This window comes from Pediococcus claussenii ATCC BAA-344, from assembly GCF_000237995.1.
GTDB classification, from domain to species: Bacteria; Bacillota; Bacilli; order Lactobacillales; family Lactobacillaceae; genus Pediococcus; species Pediococcus claussenii.
In genome coordinates, this window is sequence record NC_016605.1 from 459559 (window position 1) to 475188 (window position 15630).

19 protein-coding genes and 1 other annotated feature are annotated in these 15630 nt (G+C 37.0%); of the genes, 18 read left to right on the forward strand and 1 reads right to left on the reverse strand.

Going from position 1 to position 15630, the window contains the following annotated elements; genetic code table 11:
* The first annotated feature begins 28 nt into the window (after positions 1 to 28).
* From PECL_RS02155 to PECL_RS02185, 7 genes are all read left to right on the forward strand, one after another.
* A complete protein-coding gene (locus tag PECL_RS02155) occupies positions 29 to 2083 on the forward strand; it encodes a BglG family transcription antiterminator (protein ID WP_014214959.1) in 2055 nt (684 codons plus the stop codon).
* 8 nt (positions 2084 to 2091) lie between these two features.
* The gene (locus PECL_RS02160; protein WP_014214960.1) at positions 2092 to 2538 is read left to right on the forward strand and encodes a PTS sugar transporter subunit IIA; all 447 of its coding nucleotides are present in this window, start codon (positions 2092 to 2094) and stop codon (positions 2536 to 2538) included.
* 25 nt (positions 2539 to 2563) lie between these two features.
* Positions 2564 to 3706, forward strand: coding sequence for a mannitol-1-phosphate 5-dehydrogenase (locus PECL_RS02165; RefSeq protein ID WP_014214961.1), 1143 nt, complete (start codon positions 2564 to 2566; stop codon positions 3704 to 3706).
* A gap of 528 nt (positions 3707 to 4234) precedes the next feature.
* Complete coding sequence (locus PECL_RS02170; protein ID WP_014214962.1) at positions 4235 to 5425, forward strand: acetate/propionate family kinase; 1191 nt, start codon at positions 4235 to 4237, stop codon at positions 5423 to 5425.
* A gap of 13 nt (positions 5426 to 5438) precedes the next feature.
* A complete protein-coding gene (pta, locus tag PECL_RS02175) occupies positions 5439 to 6416 on the forward strand; it encodes a phosphate acetyltransferase (protein WP_014214963.1) in 978 nt (325 codons plus the stop codon).
* A gap of 116 nt (positions 6417 to 6532) precedes the next feature.
* The gene (locus tag PECL_RS02180; RefSeq protein WP_050899555.1) at positions 6533 to 6877 is read left to right on the forward strand and encodes a recombinase family protein; all 345 of its coding nucleotides are present in this window, start codon (positions 6533 to 6535) and stop codon (positions 6875 to 6877) included.
* 393 nt (positions 6878 to 7270) lie between these two features.
* Complete coding sequence (locus PECL_RS02185) at positions 7271 to 7723, forward strand: hypothetical protein (RefSeq protein ID WP_014214964.1); 453 nt, start codon at positions 7271 to 7273, stop codon at positions 7721 to 7723.
* 82 nt (positions 7724 to 7805) lie between these two features.
* On the opposite strand, the gene PECL_RS02190 is transcribed toward PECL_RS02185, so the two are convergent.
* On the reverse strand, positions 7806 to 8582 hold the full coding sequence (locus tag PECL_RS02190) for an alpha/beta hydrolase (protein ID WP_014214965.1): 777 nt from the start codon (positions 8580 to 8582) through the stop codon (positions 7806 to 7808).
* A gap of 157 nt (positions 8583 to 8739) precedes the next feature.
* Between PECL_RS02190 and cysS the strand changes: the two genes are divergently transcribed.
* The 11 genes from cysS (at position 8740) to rplL (ending at position 15473) form a co-directional block, all read left to right on the forward strand.
* Positions 8740 to 10152 carry a cysteine--tRNA ligase gene (cysS, locus tag PECL_RS02195; protein ID WP_014214966.1) on the forward strand — a complete coding sequence of 471 codons (1413 nt, stop codon included), beginning with the start codon at positions 8740 to 8742 and terminating at the stop codon, positions 10150 to 10152.
* Positions 10145 to 10558, forward strand: a complete 414-nt coding sequence (locus PECL_RS02200) for a Mini-ribonuclease 3 (protein ID WP_014214967.1) — start codon at positions 10145 to 10147, stop codon at positions 10556 to 10558. Before cysS ends, PECL_RS02200 begins: the two co-directional genes overlap by 8 nt.
* Entirely contained in the window at positions 10551 to 11303 is a 753-nt protein-coding gene (gene rlmB / locus PECL_RS02205) for a 23S rRNA (guanosine(2251)-2'-O)-methyltransferase RlmB (RefSeq protein ID WP_014214968.1), read from the forward strand. The genes PECL_RS02200 and rlmB overlap by 8 nt, the downstream gene beginning before the upstream one ends.
* A gap of 85 nt (positions 11304 to 11388) precedes the next feature.
* Positions 11389 to 11988, forward strand: a complete 600-nt coding sequence (locus PECL_RS02210) for a sigma-70 family RNA polymerase sigma factor (protein WP_014214969.1) — start codon at positions 11389 to 11391, stop codon at positions 11986 to 11988.
* Between the two features lie 62 nt (positions 11989 to 12050).
* Positions 12051 to 12200: a 50S ribosomal protein L33 gene (gene rpmG, locus PECL_RS02215; RefSeq protein WP_041534562.1), complete on the forward strand. Its 150-nt coding sequence runs from the start codon at positions 12051 to 12053 to the stop codon at positions 12198 to 12200.
* Between the two features lie 11 nt (positions 12201 to 12211).
* Positions 12212 to 12382 (forward strand): preprotein translocase subunit SecE, encoded by a 171-nt coding sequence (gene secE, locus PECL_RS02220; protein ID WP_014214970.1) that lies wholly within the window; start codon positions 12212 to 12214, stop codon positions 12380 to 12382.
* A 90-nt stretch (positions 12383 to 12472) separates the two neighbouring features.
* The gene (gene nusG / locus PECL_RS02225; RefSeq protein WP_014214971.1) at positions 12473 to 13018 is read left to right on the forward strand and encodes a transcription termination/antitermination protein NusG; all 546 of its coding nucleotides are present in this window, start codon (positions 12473 to 12475) and stop codon (positions 13016 to 13018) included.
* Positions 13019 to 13153: 135 nt separating this feature from the next.
* Positions 13154 to 13579, forward strand: a complete 426-nt coding sequence (gene rplK / locus PECL_RS02230) for a 50S ribosomal protein L11 (RefSeq protein WP_014214972.1) — start codon at positions 13154 to 13156, stop codon at positions 13577 to 13579.
* A gap of 89 nt (positions 13580 to 13668) precedes the next feature.
* Positions 13669 to 14358, forward strand: a complete 690-nt coding sequence (gene rplA / locus PECL_RS02235) for a 50S ribosomal protein L1 (protein WP_014214973.1) — start codon at positions 13669 to 13671, stop codon at positions 14356 to 14358.
* 47 nt (positions 14359 to 14405) lie between these two features.
* Positions 14406 to 14529, forward strand: a sequence feature (ribosomal protein L10 leader region).
* A 26-nt stretch (positions 14530 to 14555) separates the two neighbouring features.
* Positions 14556 to 15062 (forward strand): 50S ribosomal protein L10, encoded by a 507-nt coding sequence (gene rplJ / locus PECL_RS02240; RefSeq protein WP_014214974.1) that lies wholly within the window; start codon positions 14556 to 14558, stop codon positions 15060 to 15062.
* 42 nt (positions 15063 to 15104) lie between these two features.
* The gene (gene rplL, locus PECL_RS02245) at positions 15105 to 15473 is read left to right on the forward strand and encodes a 50S ribosomal protein L7/L12 (protein ID WP_014214975.1); all 369 of its coding nucleotides are present in this window, start codon (positions 15105 to 15107) and stop codon (positions 15471 to 15473) included.
* Positions 15474 to 15630 lie beyond the last annotated feature (157 nt).

A 15630-nucleotide genomic window follows, 5' to 3' on the forward strand; every position in this document is an offset into this window, starting at 1 on the left:
GTAACCGATTTAATGTGGAGGAATCAAGATGAAATTTACTGATCGAGAATTAAATCTTTTAAACTTATTGATAATGAATCCAACTGGTTTGAAAATGAATGAGTTGGAAAGAGAGCTCGGCATCAGTAAACGAACAATCTTCCGTGTTTTTTCAGATATTGAACCTGAATTAGCAAGTTATACAGTAAAAATAAATAATTCAGATCAAAAGTATTTGTTGATGGGGAATGGAAAAAGTCTTGACACACTTGGAACAGAAGTACGACTTGAGAAAAGTACTATCCAAGATTTTACAATTCAACAACGTCAAAATGCGATTGCTGTGCAGCTTTTATTAGCTAACGAGCCAATCAAAATGCAAAGTTTTGCCTTAGATTTTCATACTAGCAATGCGACAATTAGTAAAGATATCAACGCATTAGAAAATGTTTTTTCTGATTATAATGTGAATTTAAATCGATTGAAGTCTAAAGGAATAAGCGTTGAAGGAAAAGAATTTGATGTACGAAACTTAGCAGTCTCAATTGTGGATTCAGAAGTGAATACGTACGAATTCTTCAAGGTGTTAGCTTCTGAAAATTCTTTAGCAGAAAGTCAATCAGTTACAAAGTTTTTTATCAGAATCTTGGGTAGTGCGGTTATTCGAAAAAGCTACAAAAGTATTAGGGCGTATCAGAAAACATATTTTAAAAACTTATCAGATAATTCCTTGCAAAGACTAGTAATAATTCTGGCTGTTATGCTAAGAAGACTTGAAGAAAAACAATTAATTCAGGAATTGCCACCATTTAACCACGAAAGTGTTCTTAAAGATCAGCGAAAAACATTGGATATATTTTTAAAATTTGATAGTTCGATTAAACAAGAGATTTCGGGGTTAGAAGTAAATTATTTTACGCTACAAATGCAGTCGATTGACAATGATTACGAGAATGATGCTGATTTTGAAAAGTATGATTTGAAACTCTCACTTAAAGTAAAACAATTAATTAAAATGGTAAGTGAAAAATTCAATTGGCGTTTTTTAGAGGATGAAGAGCTTTATCAAGATTTGATGTTGATTATGAATAACTCCTCTGTAACAGAAACACGTGAGGTTCAAAAAAATATTGAAGAAAGCATCGAAGTACAAAATTTGAGGAGTACGGTTCGCGATTCCATTCAAGACAGTATGAATGTTACAAAGCTATCAGGTTGGCAAATGGAAGCGATTACAAACACTTTTATTACAGCATTTTCAATTGGAGTACTAACCAGGTCTTTATCAGTTTTGGTTGTTTGTCCAAATGGGATTGTAACTGCTCAGATTATAAGGAATCAATTGCTTCAAAAGATTCCCGAAGTTGGGAAGATCAAGGTTGCTAGAACTTCTAGTTTGGAAAAGATGGATTTCGATCAATACGACTTAATATTATCAACAATTGATCTACCGGGATTTCCGATTGAATATCGAAAGGTAAGTCCATTGTTACTGAACGAGGACATCGAATCGTTGGAGCGGTTTATCCGAACACAGTTAGTACATCGTAAAAATGACGTGAAACATGAATTAGAGAGAAACGAAAATGTATCATTTGAACAGTTTGCTAGTGATGTTGTTCGGAGTAGAAATTTACTTAACGCGGTTCGTATTGTCGAGGTGAACAACATTGGCAAATCAATAGCTGAGATATTGATGATGATTGTTGGTGGACTTAGCAAAGAGATTGTAAGTGATACAAATGAAGTTGTTGGTAAATTATTACATCGTTTAGCGCAAAGCCCGGTTGGAATTCCTAATTCTGAATTGGGATTGATTCATACGACAAGCAAGTATGTTGAAAATAATTTTTGCTCAATTTATCAGCTACAAGATCCAATTGAATTTCAAGCTATTGGTGGAGAAAAAATTAATTTAAAGCGAATTGTTCTATTGCTTGGAAAGTTTGAAATGACGGGTCTGGAGAATCAAATCATTTCTAGTATAAGTACGACGGTTATTGAAAGTGATTCTAATATAAAGACGTTTGAACAAGGAAATCAAACGGAAATACGACAAACGATTGGAAGTAAATTTGTACAAATATTAAAAAGTGAAGGCTAGGTGATACCATGCAGGCTTTAGAAGAAAATATGATTTTGCTGGATCAACATGTTGCGACCAAGGAAGAGGCAATTCGCTTAGCTGGTCAGTTATTAGTTGATGGAGGCTGTGCTGAACCTGAATATATTGAGTCAATGCAGGCAAGGAATCGTGATGTTTCAGTATATATGGGAAACTTCATTGCAATCCCACATGGAACAGATGACGGAAAGAGATTTATCAAGAAAACGGGTATTTCAATCGTTCAAGTACCGATGGGAGTTGATTTCAGCGGTGATGATGAACAGGATGAAAAATTGGTTACAGTTGTTTTTGGAATTGCTGGATTAAATGGTGAACATTTGGATATTTTGTCTAAGATTGCGATTTTCTGTAGTGACATTAATAACGTTGTTAAATTAGCGGACGCACAGACAAAAGATGAAATTATTAGCTTATTGAAGAACGTGGATTAAAAATTTTGGAAGGGAAGTAACTAAGATGAATGATGTACACTTTGGAGCTGGAAATATTGGAAGAGGTTTTATCGGAGAAACTTTAGCAAAAAACGGATTTTCAATAACTTTTGTTGATGTAAATGCTGAAATTATTGACGCAATTAATGAACGGGGAACATATCAAGTTGAGCTTGCAGCAGAGGGCCATGAGCAAATTAAAGTTGATGGGGTACAGGGAATTAATAATTCTACGGATCCTGATAAAGTTGTAAAAGCCATTGCTGAAACTGACTTAATAACAACGGCAATTGGTCCAAAGGTTCTAACGTTCATTGCTCCATTAATTGCTGATGGCATTAAGGCGCGCCAGCAAAATGGTAATACAACCAAACTAGATGTAATTGCTTGTGAAAATATGATTGGAGGCTCACAATTCTTAAAAGAAGAGGTATACAAACATCTTAGTGATGATGACAAGGCGTTTGCTGATGAAAATATTGGTTTTCCTAACGCTGCCGTTGATCGTATTGTTCCCCTACAGAAACATGATGATCCATTATTTGTATCTGTAGAACCTTTTAAGGAATGGGTTGTTGACCAATCACAGATGAAAAATCCCACAATTAAACTAGATGGCGTCGAGTACGCTGAGTCTCTTGATCCATTCATTGAACGTAAATTATTCTCAGTTAATACTGGACATGCAACTGTTGCATACACTGGTAAGTACTTTGGTTATGAAACAATTGGAGATGCTATTAAAGACGATAAAGTTCTTACACAGTTGAAGGGTGCTTTAGCAGAAACCGGCGATTTACTTATTCATAAGTGGAACTTTGATCCCGAAACGCACAAGGCTTATCAAGAAAAAATAATTGCAAGATTCCAAAACCCATATATTTCTGACGATATTGCTCGTGTTGCTAGGACACCAATTCGTAAACTTGGTTATGATGAGCGTTTCATTCGTCCAATTCGTGAATTGAAGGAAAGAAAACTTGATTATAAGGTACTTTTGGATACAGTTGGAATGGTTTTGCATTTTGATGAACCCAAAGATGAGGAGAGTCAGAAGTTGCAAGAAATGTTGAAAAATCAAACTGTTGAAGCTGTTGTAAGAGATGTAACAAAGCTGAACGATGCGGAATTAGTAGACGCAATTGTGAAATCATACAAATCCAAGTAATAGGTTCAGGAATAGAGAGTAAAACAACCCGATTAGCTTGTGAGGATTGCTAGCTCGTTAAGTAAGGAATGCTTTGTTGCACAAAGCCAAGATACTCGTATGCTGTCCATTCCTATGGGCGAAAAGCGGCCTCATAGGAACTGGCACTAGCTCGTCAAGTAAGGAAAGTTTTGTTGCACAAAACCAAGATACTCATACGTTGTCCATTCCTATGGGTGAAGAGCACCACATAGGAACTGGCACTAGCTCGTCAAGTAAGGAATGCTTTGTTGCACAAAGCTAAGATACTCGTACGTTGTCCATTCCTATGGGCGAAAGGCGCCTCATAGGAACTGGCAGGAAAAAGAGACGAATGATGGATGTTCATCGTTCGTCTCTTGTATTTAGAAGGAATTATTTGGCTTATTTTCCGCTTTTTGCACAAATAGTTTTGTGAAAATGAATAGAAATGTTTGACATGTAATGAGCATTTTTTTAAGCTATTGGAAGGGCTATCATTTAGATAGTACAAATTTAGAGGTGGATAAAATGGAAAAAACGATCGCAATAAATGCGGGAAGCTCAACTTTAAAGTTTAAACTTTTTGAAATGCCTGAAGAAACGACCATATCTTCAGGCCAGGTTGACCGAATTGGAATTGAAGGCTCTAACTTTGTTATAAAAACTCCTGACGGAAAAAAGGTTGAGATTGATAAACCAATCAAAGATCACGAAGAAGCTGTAAATTTACTATTAGAACAATTATTAAAACTGAAAATAATTAAAAGCTATGATGAAATTACGGGTGTTGGTCATCGAGTTGTTGCGGGAGGTGAAATTTTTACTGATGCAACATTGATAGATGATAAAGTATTACAACAAATTGAAGCCCTGAAAGAGTACGCGCCTCTACACAATGGTGCAAATGCTGTTGGAATTAAAGCATTTAAAAAAGTACTTCCTAACATTACAAGTGTTGCAGTTTTTGATACATCGTTTCATCAAACGTTACCAGAAAAGAACTATCTTTATAGTATTCCGTATGAATATTACACCGACTATGGTGCACGTAAATACGGTGCACATGGAACGAGCCACCAATATGTTTCGAAGCGCGCTGCTAAGCTAATGGGAAGACCGCTTGAAGAGCTGGATTTAATTACTATGCACTTAGGGGCCGGTGCCTCCATCACAGCAGTTAAAGGTGGTAAATCATTTGACACTTCAATGGGTTTTACCCCACTAGCCGGTATTACTATGGCAACTCGTTCAGGTGACATAGATGCATCTCTTGTATCATTTTTGGAAAGAAAATTAGAGCTAAGCCCTGATGAAATGTCAACGATTCTAAATAATAAGTCAGGCTTACTAGGAATTTCTGGTGTTTCGCCAGATTTGCGGGATATTGAAGATGAAAAAGATAATGGAAATCATCGTGCCGAATTAGCTGTTGATATTTTTGTTAATAATATTGTTAAGTATATTGGATCATACGCTGCTGAGATGGGGAACGTTGATGGAATTGTTTTCACGGCCGGAATTGGTGAAAATAGTTGGAAGATGAGAAAACGAATCGGCGCTGCTTTAAAATTATTTAATGTTAAAATTGATTTAGATGTGAATCAAAATGGTAAGGGCGAGCGTTTCATTAATGCTGAGGATTCAGGTATTAAAGTAATGGTAATTCCAACTAATGAAGAATTAGCAATTGCTCAACAAGTGGAACGCTTCAAAAAATAGAGGAGAATTAATTATGGATTTGTTTGAAAGCCTAAAAACTAAAATTATAAATCAAGGTAAAAAAGTAGTGTTCCCAGAAGGAAATGATAAAAGGATTCAGGGCGCAGCAATCCGGCTTTTGCAAGATAAGCTGGTTCTACCAGTTCTTCTAGGAAGCAAAGATGAAATAAGACAGACCGCTCAACAAAATGGATTCAACCTAGACGGAATCGTAATAATTGATCCTAACGATTATGAGAAGAGTAAACTTGAAGAAATGACAAACGCTCTTGTGGAACGAAGAAATGGAAAGAATAGTCGTGAAGACGTTATTAAAATGCTGCAAGATGTTAATTACTTTGGGACAATGCTAGTTTACATGCATGAAGCTGATGCGATGGTTTCAGGAGCAGCACACGCGACAGGTGATACGGTGCGCCCGGCATTACAAATTATTAAAACAAAACCAGGAATGAAGAGAATCAGCGGTTCATTTATAATGCAACGGGATGATGAGCGATACATTTTTGGCGATTCTGCAATTAACATTGATCCTGATGCGGATACATTGGCTGAGATTGCAATTCAAAGTGCAGAGACAGCACGTTTGTTTGACATTGATCCTAAGATCGCAATGTTAAGTTTTTCAACAAAAGGTTCAGCAGCGGGTGCGATGGTAACGAAAGTTCAAGAAGCAACTAAGATTGCTCAGGAACGAGAACCTGAAACGCCAATTGATGGTGAGCTTCAGTTTGATGCAGCATTTGTAGAAAGTGTTGGGGAAAGTAAAGCGCCAGGGTCAAAAGTTGCGGGCCATGCCAATGTATTCATTTTTCCAGAGTTACAATCAGGAAATATTGGATATAAAATTGCACAGCGCTTAGGTGGATTTGAAGCAATTGGGCCTATTTTACAAGGATTAAATGCTCCGGTTTCAGATTTATCGCGTGGAGCCAACGAAGAAGATGTGTATAAGGTGGCAATTATTACTGCTGCTCAGAGTTTAGCATAGATATAATGAAGTTCTGAATGAGGGGAAGTTTCCGAATTCAGAACTTTTTTATTATCCAAATTGGAAAATTGCGTTCAAAATTCACTCTCCAAATAAATTAGTAGGAGTGCAAAAATTTGGATAAAATTTTGATTGGATATGCGCGAGTATCAACTTTAGATAGGCAGGAGTTGGAGCTTGAGGCACAGATTAGAAAACTAAAAAGATTCGGTTGTAAAAAAATCTATAGCGAAAAGGAAAGTGGCTCCAAAGATCAAAGAAAAGAGTTTCAAAAGGCCGTCAGATATGCAAAACGAATGGCACTTATAAAAAATAAATCAGTTTTCTTGATTGTTTTAAAATTGGACAGATTAAGTAGAAGCACAAGAACTCTTTTAAATGTTGTTGAAGATCTTGAAGAATCGAGCATTCATCTGCACAGTATGAGCGAACAAAGTTGGGTATGGAACAGGCAAGGTTGAATGGAAAGGTAATTGGAAGACCAAGAATTTCAAACAAAACTAAGCAGATGGTAATTAATTTTGCTCAAACAACAAAATTATCAAGCAGAAAAATTGCGTTGAAATGTGGAATATCAAAAACTAGCGTATTAAATATCATTCAAAAGGAAAATGTTATACGAAGATAAGACTTTGAAATAATAAATTATTTGAGTTAGACTTATTTTGTTGTGATTATATGGACGCAAATGGAACCATTTGTGGTCAAAGCGAAGAGAATTCCTCAAAGAGTGTAAAATGGATAAACTACCAGTTTAATTTTTAATTATTTTGAGTGAATCGAATGGACACAAATGGTTCCATTAATGTCCGACCATTAGAAAATAAGCATTTCAGACGAAAGGAACCGGTCTAATGAGCGGAAGAGATTTAACAAACCAGACATTTGGGAGACTAACAGCATTAGAAAAAGTTGGTCGTCAAAAGAATGGGAATGCACTGTGGAAATGTGTGTGTTCATGTGGGAATAAAGCTACTGTGGATAGTTATAGGTTAACTCACGGAGTTACCAAAAGTTGTGGATGTTTGCGTCGAGAGAAGAGCTGCAATGGATTATTATCGAACGAAGCAACTAAAGCAAGGATGGGGGATCCCACGCCCTTAAAAAAATGGAAGCACACTAAAGAATCACTGAAGGCGGGAGCAAGAAACCGTTCGGGCTTTGTTGGCGTTTCATATGATAATCAAGCGGAAAACTGGGTTGCTCGTATGATGGTAAATGGAAAGTATATTTTAAATGAACATTTTGATAGTAAAGATGAAGCAATTTTAAAACGAAAAACAGTTGAAAAAGTGTATAAAAAATAAAAAACTTAGTTAAAGATTTCATAGGAATTTGAAGTAATAATCCACTATGACTTACAATCTGAACTAAGTTTTTTTGATTACATTAAGATTTTCCAAATAGAAATCGTGCCATAATTTTATCAATGTCAGGATTTTCGTGCAGCATCGAATGGAATGATAGAAGAGGATTCCAACGACGATACAATAGATACTTGTATCGACCAACAAATGGTTTTAAATTGTCGCCCTGTGATTTAACTTCCTTAACAGATTCGAGACCATCAGACCCGATATTACCGATTTCCCCTGCGATGTTTAGAACATCAAGGTCATTAGGCAATAGTTTTAATTGTTCTGTAGTGGCATCGAAATCGCCTCCGATGGTTACAACTTTATTTGGTCGTGGCAGACCATGTAGGTTGTGGGCATAAATCATATAGTAAAAGGCGATATCGCCTCCTGATGAATGGCCCACAAAGTTAACGTTACGGATTTTATACTTATTATAAAGTAAACGCATAATGGAAATTAGTTGGTGGCCTTCAGTTTTTGGATATTGGTTGTCAGCGAATAAAACCTGGATCAGTGGATTATTGTTGCCAAATTTGCCTGTTTTTTCAATCTGTAAACTGCCATCTTTTTTTACGTGAATAATTAGAACCTTTTTACCGATTTTGTGCCGATTGAGCGCATTGATCATGTGGCCAGTTGATAGTTCATTTCCTCCTAAACCGGGTAAATATAAGGTTGCTGTTCGATTGTGTACTAGCGTAAGATGATCCAACTCACGTTCCCTAAAGTGTTGGATCGTGAAATATCCGATGAATATCACAGCTATTGAAATGAGTACCTTAAAAATTATTTTTAATAGTTTTTTCATAGTGGCATCTTTCTGATTGTGTTGTAGGATTAATAATTTTTTTGCTTGGTGGATTCATTATATTTCAGTTTATTAAATATTCCAAAAAAGATATTTTGCTTTAAAGCTTAAACTCCTCTAAAATTAAACTCAACAGGATTTGATGGAGGATACGTTAATGATACGACTTTATAATACGATGACGCGTCAAAAAGAAGACTTTAAACCGCTGGTTAATAATCAAGTTAGTATGTATGTTTGTGGTCCTACTGTTTATAACTACATTCATATCGGTAACGCTCGAAGTATAATTGCATTTGATACGATTCGTCGCTATTTTGAATATAGTGGTTATGACGTAAAATTTGTTTCAAACTTCACGGACGTTGATGACAAGATGATTAATACAGCTAAAAAAGAAAACATTACGGTACCAGAATTAGCAAATCGATTCATTAATGCATTTAGGGAAGATACAAGAGCGGTTAATGTTGAACCAGCAACCATTAACCCACGTGCAACCGAACATATTCCTGAAATAATAAAGTTTATTGAGACTTTGATTGCAAATGGTTACGCGTATGAAGTTGATGGTGATGTGTATTATCGAGCTCGTAAGTTTAAAAATTATGGGCAATTATCACATCAAAATATTGATGAACTTGAACAAGGCGCGAGTCAACACATTGATGATGAAGAGACGGAACGTAAAGAAGATCCAATTGATTTTGCTCTCTGGAAAGCGCAAAAGTCTGATGAAATTTCATGGGAGTCACCATGGGGAGCCGGTCGTCCTGGTTGGCACATTGAATGTTCAGTAATGTCAACTAAATATTTGGGCAATACTTTCGATATCCATGGTGGTGGCGAAGATTTACAGTTTCCACATCATGAAAATGAAATTGCACAAAGTATAGCCGCAACGGGAGAACAGTTTGCACGTTATTGGATGCATAATGGTTTTGTTACGGTTGGCGACGAAAATGAAAAGATGAGTAAATCGCTCGGAAATTTTGTAACAGTTCACGATTTAGTAAAAAAAGTAAACCCAGACGTATTGAGATTCTTTATGGCGACAACTCAGTATCGAAAGCCTATTCAGTACACACAGAGTAATCTCGATGAGGCTCAGAATAATTTAGATAAGATCCAGAATGCTTTTGTAAATATTAGTTACCGTTTGAAAGATGCAAACGGTAAAGAAGATTATGAAGTAGCCAAAAGTGCTGGAAATCTTGTAACTGATTTTAAGGCTGCAATGGATGATGATTTCAACACACAAAACGGAATCACGGTAGTTTATGAATTCGTAAAATTAATTAATGTGTTAAGTGAAGCAGATCAAGTTAATGGTGATCAATTAAAAGAACTCATAAAACAGTTTGTATCCATGGTTGCAGTTTTTGGTATTGACTTAAAGAATAATGAGATTGATGATGCTGATATTGAAAAGCTGATTCAGAGGCGAAACCAAGCTCGAGCTGATCGTGATTTTGCTACAAGTGATCAACTAAGGGATGAATTACAAGAATTAGGAATTGTACTGGAAGATACAGCAAAGGGAACAAGGTGGAAACGAAATAATGACTGAAGAAGTTAATTATCAAGCTTTAAACGGTATTGCATTAGCATATTTGGGAGATTCGGTTTACGAGGTATATATACGGCGCCATCTGATTGAAAAAGGGTTAACAAAACCAACGAGGCTACATCATACGGCTACACGATACGTTTCAGCCAAGGCGCAGGCTGCTTTGATTTCGGCCATGCAAGAAGAAAATTTTTTGACGGATACAGAGATAGATGCATTTAAAAAGGGACGTAACGCCAAAAGTCATACGAGTGCCAAAAACACTTCAGTTCTCATTTATCGTATTTCTACTGGGTTTGAAGCACTTGTTGGGTATTTATCTTTAACAAACCAAAATGAACGATTAGACGAATTTGCACAGTGGTGCATTGACCATGTAGAAGAAGGGAATTTACGCATTGAATAATGAACAACCAAACCAAGATTTTGTAATTGGACATCATGCGGCTATGGCAAGCTTAAACAGTGAACACTCAATTAACAAAGTGTTTATTCAAGAGGGCCTAAACTCTGAACCAATTAGCCGAGTTATTAAAAAAGCAAACCAACAAAAAATAGTGGTTCAAAGAGTTACAAAGAAAAAGTTGGATTTACTTTCCGATAACCAAAATCACCAGGGTGTCGTTTTGGCGGTGGCAGCTTTTAAATATGCTTCGATGGAAGATGTATTTAAGTTGGCGAAAGAGCGAGAAGAGGAGCCCTTTATTTTAATTTTAGACAACATTGAAGATCCCCATAATCTTGGGTCTATTTTGAGAACAGCGGATGCAGCGGGTGTTCACGGAATCGTTATTCCTAAACGAAGAGCTGTGGGGCTAACTAGCACGGTTGCAAAAACTTCAACTGGAGCAATTGAACGTGTTCCGGTGGTTCAAGTCAGTAATCTCACATCTGCTATTGAAGACTTGAAGAAACGAGGACTTTGGATATTTGGAACGGATATGAACGGAACTGATTACCGCAGATGGGATGCTAAAGGCGCCGTGGGATTAGTTATTGGTAACGAAGGTAAAGGGATTTCAAGATTAGTTAAGGAAAATGTTGATGAAATGTTAACGATTCCTATGGTTGGAGAGGTTCAATCACTAAATGCTGGTGTTGCCGCAGGTCTTTTGATGTATCAAGGATTTAATTCAAGACATCAACTTTAAAAAAATTTCAAAAAGGTCGAAATTTCACCTCTAATTTACGAGAAAACTTGCTATATTAATACAGTGGGAGTAGTGAGTTGGAAGTGTGAAAAAAAGAAAGTTAAGTCGGAATGAGCAAGAACTGCTTAGACTTGCAAAACAAGGCGACCAGGAAGCATTTAATGAACTGTTTAACAAATATCTTCCAGTTGTAAAGGGACTAATGACTAAGTATACGATTCGTGGGTTTGATTTCGATGATTGGTTACAAGAGGGACGGTTAGTCTTCTTTAAAACTATTTGTAATTTTGATATCGACAGAGGCTTCAGCCTGGGTGTCTTTTTTAAGAATAATTTTACTAATCGAATTTGCAGCCTTTTACGTTTTGAAATGGCGTATAAGCGTAAGGCTGGGTTTGAAGCACAGTGCCTTGAACTGGTAACAAATGACCAAGGAGAGTTAACGATTAATCCACGGGTTGATCATTCTGATCCACATGGAGAATTATTGGTTAAAGAAGCATACAGTGAATACGAAACATTGCTCTCAGAGTTTGAATACGCAGTTTCACACCAGATGTTTAAGGGATATTCTGTCAAAACGATTGCGTGCAATATGAAATGCACAGAAAAACGAGTTCAGAATGCCATTATGCGTTGTAAAAGGAAATTAATTCAACGTATATATGATGATGGGACTCAATAGTTCACTCGTTGACTTGATGATGAGTTTCTGATAGACTGTTCGGTGCAATGAGGAGGTTCGCTATGGCTCAGAAAAAAGTTGCGTTAGCTTGCACGGTTTGTGGTTCTCGTAACTATACCGTGGCCGCTAACCCTAATCGTACGGAACGTTTGGAAGTAATGAAATATTGTAAACATTGTAACAGACATACTTTGCATCAGGAAAACAGGTAGGAGGAATTAGCATGTTTCGTTTTTTTAGAAGTGTTGGAACAGAAATGAAAAATGTAGATTGGCCTAATGGAAGACAACTGCGTCGAGACTCGACAACAGTAATTGGAACGTCGCTGTTTTTCATTGTCTTTCTTGCAATTGTGGACTGGTTAGTACAATTGTTCTTGAAACTATTTGTTTAATGGAATAATTCGAATAAATTTGATACAATGAACTTAGAGGAAACTTCGTGTTACGCGAGGTTTTTTATTTTGACTTAAAGGGGTATACAAATGGAAACTGCTGAAAAGAATTGGTATGTGCTACATACATACTCAGGTTACGAAAATAAAGTAAAAAATAACTTAGATTCACGTTCAATTTCAATGGGGATGCAAGACTTTATTTTTCGAGTAGTTGTTCCTGAAGAAGAGGAACGTGAAACAAAAAATGGTAAAGAAAAAATTGTAAAAAAGAATGAGTTTCCTGGATATGTATTGGTAGAAATGGTAATGACTGATGATTCTTGGTATGTTGTTCGTAATACACCGGGAGTTACAGGATTTATCGGATCACATGGTTCTGGTAGTAAACCAACACCACTTTTACCAGATGAAGTTGATACAGTTCTCCGTCGTTTAGGTATGACATCTGAACATGTTGACATTGACGTTGAAGTTGGCGAATTTGTCACTATTACAGACGGTGCTTTTAATGGTTTGACAGGGAAAATCACTGAAATTGATGATAAGAATATGAAAGTTAAGGTTGATATTGACATGTTTGGGCGTGAGACTAGCACAGAGTTAGATCTCAGCCAAATTGCTAAAATCGACTAATTGTTAAATTGTCTATTGAAGCAATAATTTAAGTATGCTAATCTATAAAGGTATGCTTTGCATATTCAATGTGGGAGAAGAAATTTAAAACTTCATCGTGACCACACACGGACTTATTTTAAGGAGGTATGTCTCGTGGCTAAAAAAGTAGCAAACGTTGTTAAATTACAGATTCCTGCTGGAAAAGCAACTCCAGCTCCACCAGTTGGACCAGCTCTTGGACAAGCAGGTATTAATATTATGGGATTCACAAAGGACTTCAATGCTCGTACGGCTGATCAAGCTGGCTTATTGATTCCTGTTGTGATCACAGTGTACGAAGATCGTTCATTCGACTTCGTCACAAAGACACCACCTGCTTCTGTTCTATTGAAGAAAGCTGCCGGTGTTGAACATGGTTCAGGCGAACCCAATACTAACAAGGTTGCCACAGTTACAAAGGCCCAGGTTAAGGAAATCGCTGAATCAAAAATGCAAGATCTAAACGCTGCAGACGTTGAAGCTGCTATGCGCATGATCGAAGGTACTGCTCGTAGTATGGGATTCGTTGTCGAAGGCTAAACTACAAACAGACGGATACTCTACTAAAGTAGATGTATCAAGTGGGAGGACAATCCGCTATAACCACATTTGCTAGGAGGAAAACACAGATGGCTAAAAAAGGTAAAAAATATCAAGAAGCTGCTAAACAGGTCGATGTTACAAAAGCATACGCACCTAAAGAAGCTCTTGAATTAGTTAAAAACATTGATTTTGCTAAGTTTGATGCAACAGTTGAAACTGTTTATAACTTGAACGTTGATACAAAACAAGCTGACCAACAATTACGTGGTGCTGTTGTTTTGCCAAACGGTACAGGTAAGACACAAACTGTTATTGTATTTGCTAAAGGTGAAAAGGCTAAAGAAGCCCAAGATGCTGGTGCAGACGTTGTCGGAGACGATGATTTAGTGCAACGTATTCAAGATGGCTGGTTAGACTTTGATGTTGCAATCGCAACACCTGACATGATGGGACAAGTTGGACGTTTGGGTCGTGTATTAGGTCCTAAGAACTTAATGCCCAATCCTAAGACTGGTACTGTTACGATGGATGTTGCTAAAGCAGTTGAAGAATCAAAGGGTGGTAAGGTAACTTACCGTACTGACCGTGACGGAAATGTTCATGTTCCAATCGGTAAGGTATCGTTTGATGCTGACAAGCTTCTTGGCAACTTAAATACAATTAACGATACAATTACTCGTTTGCGTCCTGCTTCTGTTAAGGGTGCATTTATAAAGAATGTATCAGTTGCATCAACATTTGGTCCTGGTGTTAAGATTGACTTCGCTCAATTCTAAACAACTTGACGTTTAATTTGTTTTTGTGATATATTAATATCCGTGAATTATAACTGAATAATTTACCTAAGACTCAGGTGATCCCGTGCGGATCTTAATAGTATGCCTGCCGAGGAACGTATAATTTTATCCGTAACTCTTAGTCTGGGTCACGGATATTTTTAGTTCTAACATTAATTCAGGAGGTGAAACGTATAATGAGTAAAGAAGCTATCGCTAAGAAAGCTGAAATCGTTGATGGTGTTGCTGATCAATTTACAAACTCAATGGCTGCAATTGTTGTTGATGCTCGTGGATTAACAGTTGCTGAGGTTACCGAATTACGTAAGCAATTACGTGAAGAAGGTGTCAAGATGCAAGTGATCAAGAATAAGATTCTATCACGTGCTGCTGAAAAAGCAGGTTTTGAAGGAATGGACGAAGTATTCTCTGGCCCTTCAGCTGTTGCCTTCTCTGATGAAGACCCAGTTGCACCTGCTAAAGTTTTGAAGAAGTTCGCTGACGACAATGACAACCTTACAATTAAGGGTGGTATTATCGAAGGCGCTGTTGCGGATATTGACAAGATTAATACCTTTGCTACAATGCCAAGTCGTGATGACTTGCTTGCAATGCTTGCAAATGAATTTATGTCACCAGTTCGTGATGTTGCTTATGCCCTTAAAGCTGTTGCTGATAAGAAGGCAGAAGAAGAAGTCGCATAATATAATTTATACTTAAAAAAACATTTTTCGGAGGAAAATAAAATGGCATTAGATAAAGACCAATTCATTGAAGACCTTAAAGGTGCTTCAATCTCAGATTTAAATGATCTTGTAAAGGCAATCGAAGACGAATTCGGCGTTTCAGCTGCTGCTCCAGTTGCTGCTGCAGGTGCTGCAGGTGCTGCAGGCGCTGCAGAAAAGACATCATTCACTGTTGAACTTACTAGCGCAGGCGCTGCTAAGATCAAGGTTATCAAAGCAGTTCGTGAAATTACAGGTGCTGGCTTGAAGGATGCTAAAGACATGGTTGATAGCGCACCTTCAGTTATCAAAGATGACGTTGCTGAAGACGAAGCTAACGACTTGAAGGCTAAGCTTGAAGAAGCTGGCGCATCAGTTGAAGTTAAGTAATTTAATTTCGAATTTATAAGAAGAACCATTGCCTTAATTGGCGATGGTTTTTTTAGTGGAATCAGTTTTTATGTAGCCAAATAATGGAATGTTATAACCTCTTGACGTATAATTTCTCTAAAGTTTTTTATTACTTGGGAAGTAGCAACAAAATTTA

What these genes read in the sequence shown, in the direction of transcription:
- PECL_RS02155 (WP_014214959.1), top strand. Translation starts at nt 29, where the DNA reads ATGAAATTTACTGATCGAGAATTAAATCTTTTAAACTTATTGATAATG.
- PECL_RS02160 (WP_014214960.1), top strand. Translation starts at nt 2,092, where the DNA reads ATGCAGGCTTTAGAAGAAAATATGATTTTGCTGGATCAACATGTTGCG.
- PECL_RS02165 (WP_014214961.1), top strand. Translation starts at nt 2,564, where the DNA reads ATGAATGATGTACACTTTGGAGCTGGAAATATTGGAAGAGGTTTTATC.
- PECL_RS02170 (WP_014214962.1), top strand. Translation starts at nt 4,235, where the DNA reads ATGGAAAAAACGATCGCAATAAATGCGGGAAGCTCAACTTTAAAGTTT.
- pta (WP_014214963.1), top strand. Translation starts at nt 5,439, where the DNA reads ATGGATTTGTTTGAAAGCCTAAAAACTAAAATTATAAATCAAGGTAAA.
- PECL_RS02185 (WP_014214964.1), top strand. Translation starts at nt 7,271, where the DNA reads ATGAGCGGAAGAGATTTAACAAACCAGACATTTGGGAGACTAACAGCA.
- PECL_RS02190 (WP_014214965.1), bottom strand. Translation starts at nt 8,582, where the DNA reads ATGAAAAAACTATTAAAAATAATTTTTAAGGTACTCATTTCAATAGCT.
- cysS (WP_014214966.1), top strand. Translation starts at nt 8,740, where the DNA reads ATGATACGACTTTATAATACGATGACGCGTCAAAAAGAAGACTTTAAA.
- PECL_RS02200 (WP_014214967.1), top strand. Translation starts at nt 10,145, where the DNA reads ATGACTGAAGAAGTTAATTATCAAGCTTTAAACGGTATTGCATTAGCA.
- rpmG (WP_041534562.1), top strand. Translation starts at nt 12,051, where the DNA reads ATGGCTCAGAAAAAAGTTGCGTTAGCTTGCACGGTTTGTGGTTCTCGT.
- secE (WP_014214970.1), top strand. Translation starts at nt 12,212, where the DNA reads ATGTTTCGTTTTTTTAGAAGTGTTGGAACAGAAATGAAAAATGTAGAT.
- nusG (WP_014214971.1), top strand. Translation starts at nt 12,473, where the DNA reads ATGGAAACTGCTGAAAAGAATTGGTATGTGCTACATACATACTCAGGT.
- rplA (WP_014214973.1), top strand. Translation starts at nt 13,669, where the DNA reads ATGGCTAAAAAAGGTAAAAAATATCAAGAAGCTGCTAAACAGGTCGAT.
- rplJ (WP_014214974.1), top strand. Translation starts at nt 14,556, where the DNA reads ATGAGTAAAGAAGCTATCGCTAAGAAAGCTGAAATCGTTGATGGTGTT.
- rplL (WP_014214975.1), top strand. Translation starts at nt 15,105, where the DNA reads ATGGCATTAGATAAAGACCAATTCATTGAAGACCTTAAAGGTGCTTCA.